Raw genomic sequence first — 14,608 nt, forward strand, 5'->3', positions numbered from 1 at the left:
GGCGCTCCTTCGGTTGCGGCCAAGGTAAGGTGGGGGAGGGGCGAGGTAAAGCCGGGCGTCGAGGCGGGCGCCGGGTGCGGCCCCGAACCTGGCGCATGTGTTGCGCGGGGACTTCCCCATGCGCCGCCGCTCTGCTATGAGGCGATCAGGCCCGATCGCAGGGGGCCGCCCAGTCCGCGGAAAGCGCGCGCACCTGCCTTCGAACCGATCTGATATCTTCGGTTTCTCTCCTGCCCAGACCAGCGGACACTTGGGCGATGACGGAGGACACCGGCATGCTCTTTTCAGGGCCGACCCCATCCATCGACGATCTGCGCCGCGAGGCGCGCCGACTTCACAAATCCTACGACGCGGGAGACCGCGGCGCGCGGCAACGCCTGAGCGAGCTGCCGCCGCGCGGCGACGGGCGCGAGCTCAAACGCGCCGACTTCCTGCAGGTTGTCGCGCGCGAGCGAGGCTTTGAGAGCTGGCCCAAGCTCAAGCTGGCGGCGGAGACCCAAGGCCTGGACCGGGCAGCGAAAATCCAGCGGCTGAAGATCGCGCTGTTCCATGGTCAGATGCCTGTGGTGCAGGCGCTTCTGGCCGAGACGCCGGATCTCGCCGATGGGCTTTTCGGCCTGCAATGCGCTTTGGCAGACCTGTCTGGCGTGCGCGCCGCGCTGGCGCAGAACCCTCGGCTTGCAACCGAACGGCACGGGCCGCGTAGCGCGATCTTGCACCTCGCCTTCTCGCGTTGGCACCAACTGCACCCTGACCTGCGCCCTGCGACGCTGGAAATCGCTGCCCTGCTGGTCGCACGGGGGGCCGATGTGAACGACGCACAGGAGGGAGCAGGGGGAGAGAAACTCTCGGCGCTCTACGGTGCGCTCTGCGTGGCGCGCAACCTTGATCTGGCGCGCTGGCTTCTGGATCACGGCGCGTCTCCCGACGATGGCGAGTCGCTCTACCATTCGGCGGAGTTGGGCACGCTGGACGGGCTGAAGCTGCTGCTCGAGCGTGGGGCGAAGCCGCAGGGCACCAACGCGCTCTTGCGGGCGCTCGACTTCAACGACCACGGCGCCGTGGAGCTTCTGCTCGCCCATGGCGCGACGCTCGACGAGGAGGCGCAGACCATCCCAGCGCTGCATCAGGCGGCGCGGCGTGGCTGTGACCGGCGCATGGTGGAGCTGCTGCTTGAGGCCGGCGCCGATCCGGTGCGCGAGTGGCGCTGGGTCTCGCCCTATGGCTACGCCCGGGTGCTGGGCAGCCGCGCGCTGGTCGAGGCGCTGGAGGCGCGGGGCATCACCGCCGCGCTGTCCCGCGAGGAGGCGCTCATGGCAGAGGCCGCGGAAGGGCGGGGCACGCCGGGTGCCTACATCGACCCCGAGGCGCTGCCGCCCGCCTACGACGGGCTGCTGCGCGGGCTCGCGGGTCGGCCCGACCGGCTGGCGCAGATCAAGGCGTTGGTGTCACTCGGGCTGCCATATGATGCGCCGGACGGAGTTGATGGTGTGACCCCGGTGCAGGCCGCTGCCTGGGAGGGCTATCCCAAGGTCATGGCGCATTTCCTGGATCTGCGTCCGGACATGAGCCACGTGAACGCTTTTGGCGGCACCCTGCTCGGCACGTTGCTGCACGGGGCCGAGAACGCGCCGAAGGCCGAAGGCCGAGATCACCTCGCCTGCCTAAAGCTTCTGCTCGAGCATGGCGTCGCGCTTCCGCGCAAGGCCATGGCATTGGTCGGCAGACCCGATCTTGCCGTCGTCCTGCAAGGGTGGGCCGAGGCGCATCCGGGGCAGGTCGTCTGATCCCGGCCCGGCCGCCGGGCGGTTCGGCCAAGCCGGAAATTCTGTTTCACAAAGCCGCGGCAGCCCCTACAATCAGGGCTGCCGCACGTATTTTCATATAAGGAATTTAGTCATGCGTCTCAGAGGAGTGCGCCGAAGCAGCAATGTCGAGGACCGCCGCCGGTCCGGGGGCCGCGTCGCCATGGGGGGCGGGCTCGGAGGCATCGCGCTGCTGGTCGTCCTGGCGATCGGCTATTTCGCCGGGGTCGATGTCACCCCGCTTCTGAACAACAGCACGGTGCAGACCTCGAGCGAGCCGCGCGAGCTGACTCCGCAGGAAAAACTCGCCGGCGAATTCGCCTCGCAGGTGTTGGCCACCACCGAGGAGGTCTGGACCCAGCTCTTGCCCGAGCAGGCGGGCCGCGAGTACACGCCGCCGGTGCTGGTGCTCTTCTCTGGCCAGACCGCCTCGCCCTGTGGTGGCGCCAGCGGCGCGACGGGGCCATTCTACTGCCCGCTCGACCAGCAGGCCTATCTCGACACCGAATTTTTCGCCACGCTTGAGCAGCAGCTCGGCGCCGAGGGGGACTTTGCCGCCGCCTACGTGATCGCCCACGAGGTGGCGCACCACGTGCAGAACCTGCTCGGGATCCTTCCGCAGGTTGAGGAAATCCGCCAGCAGTCGAGTGAGGCGCAAGCCAATGCGCTGACCGTGCGGCTTGAGCTGCAAGCCGACTGCCTGTCCGGCGTCTGGGCCACCCATGTCGACGGCCTCCTCGAGCCCGGAGACGTCGAGGAGGCGTTGAACGCCGCCAAGATGATCGGCGACGACCTTCTGCAGAAGCGAGCAGGGCGGGTGCCGCAGCCGCATACCTTCACCCACGGCACCAGCGCGCAGCGTTCGGGCTGGTTCGCGCGCGGCTACGAGGCGGGCAATATCTCGGCCTGTGACACCTTCTCGGGAGACATCTGACCTGATGATGATCCACGCGCTTTCTGTCCTCGAGGGCATCCTCGCGATCTCGCCCCTGCCGGGCGGCGGCGGGGATTTTTCCGGGGACATGGCGCATGTGACCGAATGGCGCCCGGCCATCGTCATCACCCTCGTTTCCCGGGCCGAGATGGAGGCGGCGGACGCGGCGCTGCTGGGGGTGCACGTGCGGGACCACGGTTCGCGCTGGCTGCACCTGCCGATCCCCGACTTCGGCACCCCGCCCGAGGAGATGCGCCGCCTCTGGCCCGAGGTCAGCGCTCAGGCGCGGCAGGCGCTCTCGGGCGGCGGCCGGGTGCTCGTGCATTGCCGGGGCGGTTGCGGTCGCTCGGGGATGGTGGCGCTGCGGCTGATGATCGAGTCCGGCGAGGCGCCCGACGAGGCGCTGGCCCGGCTCCGCCACGTCCGGCCCTGCGCCGTCGAGACCGACGCTCAGATGGACTGGGCGATGGAGGCCCCGCGCGACGCCGCGCTCTTCCTGCGCCACGTGGACTGATCCCGCTCAGCCGGTCGCACCGATTGCCAGGCCCGCGCGCCTCGGCTAGACCACGCTGCAAAGCCAGCCTTTCGCCAGCCCCTGGATTTTCAAGGAGATGGTGAATGATCCCAAACCGCAGACGCTTCCTGACCACGCTTGCCGCTTTTGCAGGCTGCCCCGCCCTCCCGGTGCTGGCGCAGCGGCGGCAGCCCGCCGCCGATTTCCCGCTCTTCGACACACCCCCCGCAAGCCACGAGCTCTCGCATGTCGACGTGAGTGCGGACGGTCTGACCTACCGCCTCTTCCTTGCCCTCCCACGCGGCGCGACCCCCTCGCAAGGCTGGCCATCGCTCTGGATGCTTGACGGCAACGCTGCCTTTAGCCGCCTTGATGCGGCAATTCTCGAGGCTTACCCGGGGCTTGCGGTCGTCGGTATCGGTTACCCGGTCAAAGAGGCCTTCGACGGCGCCTCGCGTGCGCGCGACTACACCCCAGTGCCGCTCGAGGACCCGATGCATGCTCGCGGGCGCGACTGGGAGTTCGGCGGCGAGGCTGCGTTCCGGGCGCGTCTGCTCGGCCCGCTGGCGCGGGTGCTGGCTGAGCGTGCTCGGCTCGATCCGGCGCGGCGCAGCCTCTGGGGGCATTCCTACGGCGGGGTCTTCGCGCTGGCGACGCTGCTGTCCAAGCCCGCGGCCTTCCGTGCCTACATGCCGATCAGCGCGACCACGGGCTTCGGCGGGCGCAGGCTCTTTGCAATGGAGGCCGAAGCGCCGCGGCTCGCCGCCGGCCGGGCCGAGGTGCTGATGATGCTGGGCGACAGCGAGCATCGCTCGGGCACGCCCGAGCCCGAGGCGCCCCGCCCGAATCCGGACACGCTCGAGATGGCGGCCCGGCTGGCGGAGCGGAGCGACCTGCATGTCCAGCTCGAGGTGCTGAAGGGGCTTGGCCACGGCGCGACCTTTGCCGCCTCCTTCCCGCGCTGCTTCGCGCTGGCGGCGGGCTAGCTCGCTAGCCTCTATGCACGCGGTAGGAGAGCAAGTGTTTCGCAGACGAGTTCCGGCCAAATCCTGATCTGTGCAGATTTTCAGCGATCCACCAGTGGCACGAGGTGGATCGCGGTCGCCTTGGGTCTGATATTCCCCGGCCGATTCAGAGATTTTGCCGGTCTGGGCACGGCCCATCCGGGGTGCTGCGGATTCCGGCCGACGCTTGATCCGTGTCATATCGCGGCCCGATCGAGGGTGGCAGCCTGCCAAGAGGAATAGCAACGCACGCGCGCGTTCTGGGAGGGATGATCGCAATGGCACAAGTTCTCGTTCCTGGGGCCGGGCTCGGTGGTCTTGTCATGGCCTGCAAGCTGCCGACGCGCAGCCGCAGATCCCGCCGTGGAACGTGAACCGGGTCGCCTCGGGCGAGCGAGCACCATGCGAAGATGGGCTTCGGGACGTGCTTCCTGCGCAAGGTCCGCTCCGGCAAGGCCGAGCCCTTCGAAGTAAGCCGGATGATGCGGGCGCTGGGGATCGACAAGCCGAAGGACGCCCATGGCGCGTGAGGGGAAGGGTGGGAATTTAACAGGGCGGGGGATCCGATCGGACCCCGCCGCCCGGGAGGAAGGCCAATGAAGCTCTCGTTTCATGGTGCCGCGCGGCAGGTGACCGGATCGTGCCACCTCGTCGAGGCGGCGGGACGCAAGATCCTGATCGATTGCGGGATGTTTCAGGGCGCGCACGAGTTGCACGACGAGAACGCGTCCGGCTTCGGCTTCGACCCGGCAGAGATCGACCTGCTGCTTCTGACCCATGCCCATCTCGATCACTGCGGCCGCATTCCTCTGCTGGTGAAGCGCGGCTTCTCCGGCCCGATCGTGGCAACCGCCGCGTCCCGTGACCTGGGGCAACTCGTGATGATGGATTCCGCCCATCTTCACGAGGAGGACGCGCGGAGGCACCGGCGCAAGGGCAGGCAGGGGTGGCGGTACGAGCCGCTCTACGACCGGCTCGATGCGCTCGATGCCGTGCGGCGCTTCGGGCGCCCTGCACACTACGGCAAGGCCACCCAGCTTTTCCCCGGGATCACCGCCACCTTCTTCGACGCGGGGCATCTCCTCGGCTCGGCCTCAATCCTGCTGGAGATCACCGAAGGCACGCGGCGGCGCAGGGTGCTCTTCTCGGGCGACATCGGGCCGGGCGGGCGCGTGCTGCTGAACGATCCGGCGCCGCCTGCCGGTGTTGATGTGGTGGTGATGGAGACGACCTATGGCGACCGGGACCACCGCTCGCTCGCCGACTCGGTCGAGGAACTCCACGCAGCGATCCGAGCCACGCAAGCGCGCGGGGGCAACATCATCATCCCGACCTTTGCACTGGAGCGGGCGCAGGAACTGCTGTGGTACCTGCGCGAGGGGCTGGACGCGGGGCACATCCAGCCCGGCCTGAGGCTCTATCTCGACTCCCCCATGGCAATCTCGGCAACGCGGATCTTCGGTCGGCATCCCGAGGCGATGGGCCCGGAGCCTGCACGGATGATCCACGCCGGCAAGGATCCTTTCCAGGTGCCCGGGTTGCAGTTCACCCAGGAGGCCCAGGATTCGATGGAGCTGAACGGCATCCGCTCCGGCGCGCTGATCATGGCGGGCTCGGGCATGTGCACCGGCGGGCGGGTCCGCCATCACCTGCGCCACACGCTCGCCCATCCCGAGTCCAGCATCATCTTCGTCGGGTTCGCCGCCGAAGGCACGCTGGCGCGGATCATCATAGATGGGGCGTCGCGGGTGAAGCTCTTCGGCGACGAAATCCCAGTGCGGGCGCAGGTCCATACGATCAACGGTTTCTCGGCTCATGCCGGGAGGAGCGCTCTGAGCGCCTGGCACGCAGGTCTCGGCAACCCGGAACAGACGTTCCTGGTGCATGGGGAGCCAAAGGCGATGGAGGCCTTCGGCAGGGAGCTGACAGGCGGCTCGGTCCGGATGCCCGCCATGGGAGAGGAATTCGAGCTTTGAGGGGCGGGCGGGGCTGCCGCGCGCTTTGCAGTGTCAACGGAGGACAAGGGGATGGATGATCACGCGCATAGCGGTGGACCGCTTCTGACCTGGTTCGAGGACCTCACCCGAGACGACCTGCCCGAGGTCGGCGGCAAGAACGCCTCGCTTGGCGAGATGGTGGCGCGGCTCGGCAGCCAGGGGATCCGCGTGCCGCCGGGTTTTGCCACGACCGCCGAGGCGTACCGCAGCTACATCGCCGCCAACGGCCTCGAGGCGGTGCTGGCCGCTGCGCTCGGACAGCTCGCCGACGGGCGGCTCACGCTCCCCGAGGCGGGGCACCGGATCCGCGCGGCGGTGGCGGCCGGGACATGGCCATCTGACATCGAGCAGGCCATCCGCGCCGCCTATCGTACGCTGGCCGAGCGCGCCGGGATGCCCGAGCCCGCCGTTGCCGTGCGCTCCTCGGCCACCGCCGAGGACCTGCCCGACGCCAGTTTCGCGGGCCAGCAGGAGACCTTCCTCAATATCCGCGGCGAGGCTGCGCTGCTCTCCGCCTGCCGCCGCTGCTATGCCTCGCTCTTTACCGACCGCGCCATCACCTACCGGCAGATCAAGGGGTTCGATCATCTCGCCGTGGCGCTTTCGATCGGCGTGCAGCTGATGGTGCGCTCGGACGAGGGCGGCTCGGGTGTCATGTTCTCGCTCGACACAGAGAGCGGCTTCGACAAGCTGGTGCTGATCAACGCCGCCTGGGGCCTGGGCGAGACCGTGGTGCAGGGCGCGGTGAGCCCCGACGAGTATCAAGTCTACAAGCCCTTCCTCGACGACGAGAGCCGCGTGCCGATTTTGCACAAGGCGCTCGGGGCCAAGGAGATCAAGATGATCTACGGCGCAGGGCCAGAGACGCCGACCCGGACGGTGCCGACTTCAAAAGCCGAGCGAGAGAGCTTCGTGCTGTCTGAGGCCGAAATCCTCGAGCTGTCGCGCATGGCGGTGAGGATCGAGCGTCACTACGGCCAGCCTATGGACATGGAATGGGCCCGCGACGGGCAGGGCGGGCCGCTTTACATCGTGCAGGCGCGGCCCGAGACGGTGCAGTCGCGCAGCGGGGGTCACGCCTTCCGCAGCTATCGGCTCGGCACGACCGGCGAGGCGCTGCTGCGCGGGCTCAGCGTCGGCAGCGCGGTGGCGACGGGCGAGGTCTGCCTGATCGAGAGCGCCGCCGACATCGGCCGTTTCCGCGACGGTGCCGTGTTGGTCACCTCGACCACCGACCCGGACTGGGTGCCGATCATGAAGCGCGCCGTCGCGATCGTCACCGACCACGGAGGCCGTACCTCGCATGCGGCGATCATCAGCCGCGAACTGGGGGTTCCGGCCATCGTCGGCACCGGACAGGCGACGCATCTGCTGCACGACGGTCAAGCGATCACCGTCTCCTGCGCGGGCGGTGACGAGGGGGTGATCTACGCCGGGGAGGCGGAGTTCGAAGTTGAGGAGACACGGCTCGACGAGGTCCCGCCGACCCGTACCAAGGTGATGCTCAACATGGCCAACCCCGCAGCGGCGACGCGCTGGTGGCGGCTGCCGGCGGATGGCGTCGGGCTGGCGCGGATGGAGTTCGTCATCTCCAACGAGGTCAAGGTGCATCCGCTGGCGCTGACCCGCTACGATCGCCTGCCCGAGGGGCCGGACCGCGACGCCATCGACAGGCTCGCCCGCGGCTATGCCGACCGGACCGAGTATTTCGTCGAGACGCTCGCCCGAGGCCTCTCGCGCATCGCCGCCACCTGGTACCCGAACCCGGCGATCATCCGGATGAGCGATTTCAAGACAAATGAATACGCCGGGCTGCTTGGAGGCGCGGCGTTCGAACCGCGTGAAGAGAACCCGATGATCGGCTTCCGCGGTGCCTCGCGCTACTACTCCGAGGCCTACCGAGACGGCTTCGCGCTCGAATGTCGCGCAATCCGCCGCCTGCGCGAGACCATCGGCTTTCGCAACGCCGTCGTGATGATCCCCTTCTGCCGCACGGTCGGCGAGGCGGACCGGGTGCTCGAGGTGATGGCCGAGAACGGGCTCACGCGCGGTGAGGATGGGCTCGAGGTCTACGTGATGTGCGAGATCCCCTCGAACGTGATCGAGGCCGAAGCCTTTGCGGAGCGCTTTGACGGCTTCTCCATAGGCTCCAACGATCTTACCCAGCTCACCCTTGGCGTCGACCGCGACTCCGAGGCGCTGGCCAGCCTCTTTTCCGAGCGCGACCCGGCAGTGCTCTGGATGATCCAGACGGTGATCGCCAAGGCGCGCAAGGCCGGGCGCAAGATCGGCCTCTGCGGGCAGGCGCCCAGCAATCACCCCGAGTTCGCCAGGCTTCTGGTGCAGGCGGGAATCGACAGCATCTCGGTGACCCCGGACAGCTTCCTCGCGGTGAAGCGCCACGTGGCCGAGGCCGAAAGATAGCCCGGGGCGCCCGCGCGCACCGGAGACGTCACGGGGCAGTCACGCCGGGAGGGGGCCGCATGACCAAGGTTACGATCAACGGACGGCAGGTGCAGGTCAAGGAGGGTGCCACCCTGCTCGAGGCGGCGAGGGTTGCGGGCGTCCACATCCCCACGCTCTGTCATCATCCGACCCTGCCGGCCCATGCCACCTGCCGCATATGCCTCGTCGAGGTCGCGGGCGCGCGTCACCCTCAGCCAGCGTGCCGGACCCCGGCGCAGGAGGGCGACGTTGTCGACACGGACACCGACGCGCTGCAGGCCTTCCGCCGCGCCGATGGGGCCTGGCTGCTGGCGCGACATCCCGACGACTGCCTGCGCTGCGAGATCGACGGCGCTTGCCAACTCCAGACGCTGGTCAGGGAAAACCAGTGGCAGGACCTCTGGCCAGAACTGCCCGGGGAAAACGCGGCTCCTGCCGATGATCTCTTCACCGACCACACCTCGCCCAGCATCTGGCGCGACCTGTCGAAATGCATCGAGTGCGGCCTTTGCGCCGACGTCTGCGGAGAGGCCGTCCAGCAGCAATTTATCATCGGCTTTGCCGGGCGCGGCGGCGACCGCAGGCCGGTCACCGTCTTCGAGGAGCCGCTGGCCGAGACCCGATGCATTTCCTGCGGTCAATGCACGCTGGTCTGCCCGGTGGGCGCCCTCATCGAGACGCCGCACTGGCACGATGTCCTGCATACGCTCGATGCGCGACGTCGGGTTTCGGTGGTGCAGGTCGCCCCGGCGACCCGGATCGCGATCAGCGAGGAATTCGGCTTCGGCCCGGGCACCGTGAGCACCGGCCGGATGATCAATGCGCTGCGCCAGCTTGGCTTCGACTACGTTTTTGACACCAATTTCGCCGCCGATCTCACGATCATGGAGGAAGGCTCCGAGCTTTTGGCGCGGCTGCGCGCCGGGGCGGGGCTGCCGCTCTTCACCTCCTGCTGCCCGGGCTGGGTGAACTGGGTCGAGCTCAACCGGCCCGATCTGCTGCCGCACCTGAGCACGACGAAATCACCGCAGCAGATGCACGGCGCGATCGCCAAGCGCAGCGGCTTCGCGCGGACGCTTGGGCCCGACTTCGCCGAGGGCAGGGCGGAGCCCTATGTTGTCAGCGTCATGCCCTGCACCGCCAAGAAGGACGAGGCGCGCCGGCCCGGCCTCTCGGGCGACGTGGATCATGTGCTCACGACCCGAGAGCTGGCGCGGATGATCCGGGCCCGCGGGATCGCCTTCGGAGCGCTATCCGAGGAGGGACGCTTCGACAGCCCGCTCGGAGAGAGCACGGGCGCGGCGCAGATCTTCGGCGCGTCTGGCGGGGTCATGGAGGCCATGGTCCGCACGGCCTCGCATCTTGCTGGCATGGTAGGGGCGCTGCCGCTCGAATGGGCGGCGCTGCGCGGCGTCCGGGACGGCACGAAGACCGCGATCATCCCCGGCATCGGCGCGGTGGCCGTGTGCAACGGCATCGCCGCGGCGCAAAGGCTGCTCGAGGGGGAGGGTTGGCGAGAGGAGTTCGTCGCCATAGAGGTCATGGCCTGCGTCGGCGGGTGTCTTGGCGGCGGCGGCGAGCCGAAGTCCATGGATCCGCAGATCCTGCAAAAACGCGCCGCGGCCATCTATGCCGTTGATGCCGAGGCGCCGCGCCGCCGCTCGTATGAGAACGGCGAGGTTCAGGCGCTCTATGCGGCTGAATTGGGGGCGCCGAATTCACCCGCTGCGCACCGGTTGCTGCATACCCATTACGCCGGCAGGGGATCGCGCCGCGCGCTGCTGATGCGGTTTCTCGACTGCGTGGACCGGCGGGACGGCGCCGCCGCGGCGGAGCTGTTCCAGCCGGACGGCCGCTGGGCGACAGCCTCGGTGGCCGGCGACATCGAAGGGGCCGATGCCATCGCGGCGTTCATCAACCGCGCGTTGCCGCCAAGGCGCTACGGGGCGGCCTATAAGCGGCACCAGATGGCGTCGGCGGCGCTGACCGAGGATCTCACCGTGCTGACGCCGGACGGCAGACGCTGCCGGTTTGAACTGGAGCTGGCGCCCGGGACTGGCAAAGGCCCATCGTCGGCGCGGATCGCGCGACTCACGCGTATCGTGCTATGAAAGCTGCATAAAATTCCTAGGCCGGAACTCAGTCACAGTCAGGGCTGCAATGCGCTCCAGCGCTGCACAACCTGCGAGCGGTCCCGACAAGCAGCGCCGCTCGGCAAGGGATGCGGTCGGTGGTTTTCCGCCTGCAGCCTCGTGGAGCCAGTCACGAGGGTTGTCGAAAATGCTGACTTGCTCGAAGGTTGCGGCATCTCCAGCCATTTTTTGGCCCCAGCATTTCAACACGTCCCCTCTTCCAAGCGACAGACCCGGCCGTGGTCGGCACCGCGCCCATCCCGGCCTCCGTGTCTGGCAAATGAAGGAATTCGCGCATGGAGTTTTTTGACAGCGTCTTCGGACTCATCAACGATCTGACCTGGGGGGCGGCGCTCATTCCCTTCTTGGTGGTTCTGGGCTGCTTTTTCACCATCGCCAGCGGCTTTGCGCAATTCCGCTACTTCAAACGCATGTTCCGGGTGCTGTCGAAGGATGGCAGCTCGGACGATCCGAACAAGATCTCGGCGCGCGAGGCGCTCTTCGTCTCGGTGGGCGGGCGCGTCGGCGGCGGGAACATTGCCGGCGTCGCCGTGGCGATCACCGCCGGCGGTCCGGGCGCGGTGTTCTGGATGTGGGCCATCGCGCTGGTGGGCATGTGCTCGGCGATGATCGAGGCGATCCTCGCGCAGGTCTACAAGGAGACCACGCCGAACGGCGACTTCCGCGGCGGACCCGCGCGCGCCATCGTGCACGGGCTCGGACACAAGTACCGCTGGCTCGCGGTGATTTACTGCATTTGCCTGATCGGGTCGTTCTCCATCGGCTTCAACGCCTTCCAGGGCAACACGGTCGCCGGCGCGGCGGCAGACAGCCTCGGCGTTCCGCGCATCGCGACAGGGCTCGTGCTCGCCGCAGTCACCGGCTTCGTCATCTTCGGCGGTATTCACCGCATCGCCAAGGCCGCCGACGTGATCATTCCGGTCATGGCGATCGGCTACATCGCCATGGCGCTGCTGGTGATCGTGCTCAACCTCACGTCGCTGCCGGGGGTGCTCGCGGACATCGTCGGCAACGCCTTCGGCCTTCGCGAGGCAGTCTCCGGCGGCATGGGCGCGGCGATCGCCCAGGGCCTGCGGCGCGGCCTCTTTTCCAACGAGGCGGGGCTGGGCTCGGCGCCGAACGTGGCCGCCACGGCCTTTGTGCACCACCCGGTGAGCCAGGGCATCACCCAGAGCTTTTCGGTTTTCATCGACACCATCCTGATCTGCTCCTGCACGGCCTTCGTCATCCTGCTGGGGGATGTCTACACACCGGGCGCCGAGGCCATCGACGGCGTCGCGCTCACCCAGCAGAGCCTTGTCTCGCACGTGGGGAACTGGGCGCAGTACTACCTGACCGCCGCCATCTTCTTGTTTTCGTTCAGCTCCATTATGTACAACTACTACCTTGGCGAGAACGCGCTCAGCTTCATGACCGATGCGCCAATGGCCCGCAACCTCCTGCGCTTCGCGATTATCGGGATCGTCCTGCTTGGCGCGGTCGCCCCCGGGGCCACCGCGGTCTTTGCGTTCTCGGACCCGATGATGGGCATCCTCGCAATCGTGAACCTGCTGGCGCTCGCCATGCTGTTCCCGATCGCGGCGCGGATCCTCGACGACTTCACCAGGCAGGTCCGGGCGGGGGTGGATCGCCCGGTCTTCTACGCGGATGATTTCCCAGACCTGGAGCTCGACCGGACCTCCTGGCCTGAAAAGCGGCCCGCGGAGTGAAGGCCCCGGCGGTCGCCGCAGAATTCAGGGGATGCGCGTCCGTTCGATGAACTTGCGCAGGGCAAACCGCGAGCGCACGCTGCGGACGCCCTCGATTTTCATCAGCTTCTTCTGAAGCACCTCTTCGTATTCCTCGAGGTCCCTGACCAGGACCTCGAGCAGAAAGTCCTGCGAGCCGGTCATCAGCATGCCCGTCACCACTTCCTCGATCCCCGAGACGGCTTTCTGGAACCGCTCCACGTCTTCGCCATCCGAGCGCTCGAGCTCCACCGAGACAAAGGCGGTGACCCCGAAGCCGGAGATCTTGCGATCGATCTTGGCGATATAGCCGCTGATCAACCCGGTTTCCTCGAGCCTCTGGACCCTGCGCTTGCAGGGGGTGGGGGACAGGCCGACCCTCTCGGCCAGATCCACCACGGTGATCCGGCCGTCGGATTGCAGCACCCGCAGGATTTTTCGGTCAAGCTCATCGAGGGAAATCGGCATGTGGTATTTCCTGGTTGCTGGGGTTGTATAGCCGTCCGTTGATTCCGCTAGAAAGCCGCGTGGATTCGAGGCGTTCCCCGGTCCTATAAGCAGGCTCATAGAGACAATCACCGCAAAATGGCTTTCGCCTAGCGAATAGGTATCAGCCGGAACGAAACCGCTCCCGAGTTTGGCCGAAAACGTCGCGCCTCCTGTGCCACACTGTCGCAGACACCAATCTAGCGGTTTTTGAGGACCAGATGGCACTGAAACTTGTCGAAGAACAGGCTCCCGCGGGCTATGAGCGCCTCGTCTACATCGAAGACGAAGAGGCTGGCCTGCGTGCCTTCGTCTGCGTGCACTCCACAGTTCTCGGCCCGGCGGTCGGCGGCTGCCGGATGTGGAACTACGCCACGCTCGAGGATGCGCGGACCGATGTTCTGCGCCTCGCAGCGGGCATGACCAACAAGAACGCGATGGCGGGTCTCGGCCTTGGAGGCGGCAAATCCGTCATCATCGGCGATCCGCGCAGCGACAAGACCGAGGCGCTTTTCCGCGCCTTCGGTCGCGCGATCGAGAGCTTTGGCGGTAGCTACTACACCGCGGAAGATGTCGGCATCTCGCCAGAAGACATGGCAAATGTGGCCAAGGAGACCGCCTACGCGGTGGGTCTCGACCATGGCGCGCATGCCAGCGGCGATCCTTCGCCCTTTACTGCCGAGGGCGTCTTCCAGTGCCTGAAGGTCGGCGCGAAGGCGGTCTTTGGCAAAAGCGATCTGACCGGGCGGCGGGTGCTGGTGCAGGGTCTCGGCCATGTCGGCTGGAGCCTCGCGGAAAAGCTGCATGCCGCCGGTGCCGAGCTGGTGGTGTCGGATGTCAATGCAGAGGCGGTGGAAAGGGCCCGCGCCAGCCTCGGTGCGGAGATCTGCCCGCCGGAGCAGATCTTCGCGCAGCAGATGGATATCTTCGCGCCCTGCGCGCTGGGCGGAATCCTCACCCATGAGACCGTGGCGCAGCTGAGCGCCCGCCTCGTCTGCGGGGCGGCGAACAACCAGTTGCTCGAGCCCTCGGTCGCCGAGGAGTTGCTGGCACGCGATTGCCTCTACCTGCCGGACTACGTGGTGAACGCGGGTGGCATCATCAGCGTCGCGGGAGAGGTCCACCACGCCGGGCCGGAGTACCGCGCTGACCGTCTCGTGCAGATCGCGGGCCGGGTCGCGCAGATCATCGAGACCAGCCGGAAAGAGCGCAAGACGACGATCCAGGTCGCCGATGACATGGTCGCCGAGATCCTCGCCGAGGCCGCCAAGGTCGACGCGCTCGCCGTCTGAAGCCACCGTCCCGAAGGAACCGCCGATCCCGTGGCTGCCGCGCAGGCATTGCGCGAGGGCCACGGGTCCGGCGGTCTCCACGTCGCCCGCGACACCGCTCCGCAGGAGCTCGGGCGCGGAGATCGGCACAATCAAAGGCCCAGCCCATCGCCGGGGGTTTGATCGCCGAGCTTTTTGCTCGTTGTTGTCGCGCTGCCTGCGCAGGGGACCGCTCAACGAGGGATAGGCGAGATTTTCTTTTAGGAGTCGCT

The 14,608-nt window shown here is 67.5% G+C and carries 10 protein-coding genes; 9 read left to right on the forward strand and 1 reads right to left on the reverse strand.

All coding sequences use genetic code 11. From position 1 onward, the window contains the following. The first annotated feature begins 257 nt into the window (after positions 1-257). The 8 genes from CEW88_RS14795 to CEW88_RS14830 all read left to right on the forward strand — a co-directional run bounded on the left by CEW88_RS14795 (position 258) and on the right by CEW88_RS14830 (position 12,561). The gene (locus CEW88_RS14795; protein ID WP_254694515.1) at positions 258-1,787 is read left to right on the forward strand and encodes an ankyrin repeat domain-containing protein; all 1,530 of its coding nucleotides are present in this window, start codon (positions 258-260) and stop codon (positions 1,785-1,787) included. Positions 1,788-1,899: 112 nt separating this feature from the next. Continuing rightward, positions 1,900-2,739: a KPN_02809 family neutral zinc metallopeptidase gene (gene ypfJ / locus CEW88_RS14800; RefSeq protein WP_108968405.1), complete on the forward strand. Its 840-nt coding sequence runs from the start codon at positions 1,900-1,902 to the stop codon at positions 2,737-2,739. A gap of 4 nt (positions 2,740-2,743) precedes the next feature. Continuing rightward, positions 2,744-3,253, forward strand: a complete 510-nt coding sequence (locus CEW88_RS14805) for a protein-tyrosine phosphatase family protein (RefSeq protein ID WP_108968407.1) — start codon at positions 2,744-2,746, stop codon at positions 3,251-3,253. Between the two features lie 104 nt (positions 3,254-3,357). Then, on the forward strand, positions 3,358-4,239 hold the full coding sequence (locus CEW88_RS14810) for an alpha/beta hydrolase (protein ID WP_108968409.1): 882 nt from the start codon (positions 3,358-3,360) through the stop codon (positions 4,237-4,239). Between the two features lie 614 nt (positions 4,240-4,853). Next, positions 4,854-6,233 carry an MBL fold metallo-hydrolase gene (locus CEW88_RS14815; RefSeq protein ID WP_108968411.1) on the forward strand — a complete coding sequence of 460 codons (1,380 nt, stop codon included), beginning with the start codon at positions 4,854-4,856 and terminating at the stop codon, positions 6,231-6,233. 51 nt (positions 6,234-6,284) lie between these two features. Further along, positions 6,285-8,678, forward strand: coding sequence for a phosphoenolpyruvate synthase (gene ppsA / locus CEW88_RS14820; protein WP_108968413.1), 2,394 nt, complete (start codon positions 6,285-6,287; stop codon positions 8,676-8,678). Positions 8,679-8,737: 59 nt separating this feature from the next. After that, entirely contained in the window at positions 8,738-10,810 is a 2,073-nt protein-coding gene (locus CEW88_RS14825) for a [FeFe] hydrogenase, group A (protein WP_108968415.1), read from the forward strand. 317 nt (positions 10,811-11,127) lie between these two features. After that, complete coding sequence (locus CEW88_RS14830; protein WP_108968417.1) at positions 11,128-12,561, forward strand: alanine/glycine:cation symporter family protein; 1,434 nt, start codon at positions 11,128-11,130, stop codon at positions 12,559-12,561. Positions 12,562-12,585: 24 nt separating this feature from the next. Here CEW88_RS14830 and CEW88_RS14835 read toward each other — a convergent pair whose 3' ends face one another. Beyond that, positions 12,586-13,047: an Lrp/AsnC family transcriptional regulator gene (locus CEW88_RS14835; RefSeq protein ID WP_108968418.1), complete on the reverse strand. Its 462-nt coding sequence runs from the start codon at positions 13,045-13,047 to the stop codon at positions 12,586-12,588. Positions 13,048-13,286: 239 nt separating this feature from the next. On the opposite strand from CEW88_RS14835, the gene CEW88_RS14840 reads away from it, so the two are divergent. Next, entirely contained in the window at positions 13,287-14,357 is a 1,071-nt protein-coding gene (locus tag CEW88_RS14840; protein ID WP_108968420.1) for a Leu/Phe/Val dehydrogenase, read from the forward strand. Positions 14,358-14,608: the final 251 nt, after the last annotated feature.

Source organism: Alloyangia pacifica (genome assembly GCF_003111685.1).
Classification (GTDB): domain Bacteria; phylum Pseudomonadota; class Alphaproteobacteria; order Rhodobacterales; family Rhodobacteraceae; genus Salipiger; species Salipiger pacificus_A.

Bases quoted from the DNA above. Each gene is read 5' to 3' on its own strand.
- ppsA (WP_108968413.1), top strand. From the start codon at position 6,285: ATGGATGATCACGCGCATAGCGGTGGACCGCTTCTGACCTGGTTCGAG.
- CEW88_RS14825 (WP_108968415.1), top strand. From the start codon at position 8,738: ATGACCAAGGTTACGATCAACGGACGGCAGGTGCAGGTCAAGGAGGGT.
- CEW88_RS14805 (WP_108968407.1), top strand. From the start codon at position 2,744: ATGATGATCCACGCGCTTTCTGTCCTCGAGGGCATCCTCGCGATCTCG.
- ypfJ (WP_108968405.1), top strand. From the start codon at position 1,900: ATGCGTCTCAGAGGAGTGCGCCGAAGCAGCAATGTCGAGGACCGCCGC.
- CEW88_RS14830 (WP_108968417.1), top strand. From the start codon at position 11,128: ATGGAGTTTTTTGACAGCGTCTTCGGACTCATCAACGATCTGACCTGG.
- CEW88_RS14810 (WP_108968409.1), top strand. From the start codon at position 3,358: ATGATCCCAAACCGCAGACGCTTCCTGACCACGCTTGCCGCTTTTGCA.
- CEW88_RS14840 (WP_108968420.1), top strand. From the start codon at position 13,287: ATGGCACTGAAACTTGTCGAAGAACAGGCTCCCGCGGGCTATGAGCGC.
- CEW88_RS14835 (WP_108968418.1), bottom strand. From the start codon at position 13,047: ATGCCGATTTCCCTCGATGAGCTTGACCGAAAAATCCTGCGGGTGCTG.
- CEW88_RS14795 (WP_254694515.1), top strand. From the start codon at position 258: ATGACGGAGGACACCGGCATGCTCTTTTCAGGGCCGACCCCATCCATC.
- CEW88_RS14815 (WP_108968411.1), top strand. From the start codon at position 4,854: ATGAAGCTCTCGTTTCATGGTGCCGCGCGGCAGGTGACCGGATCGTGC.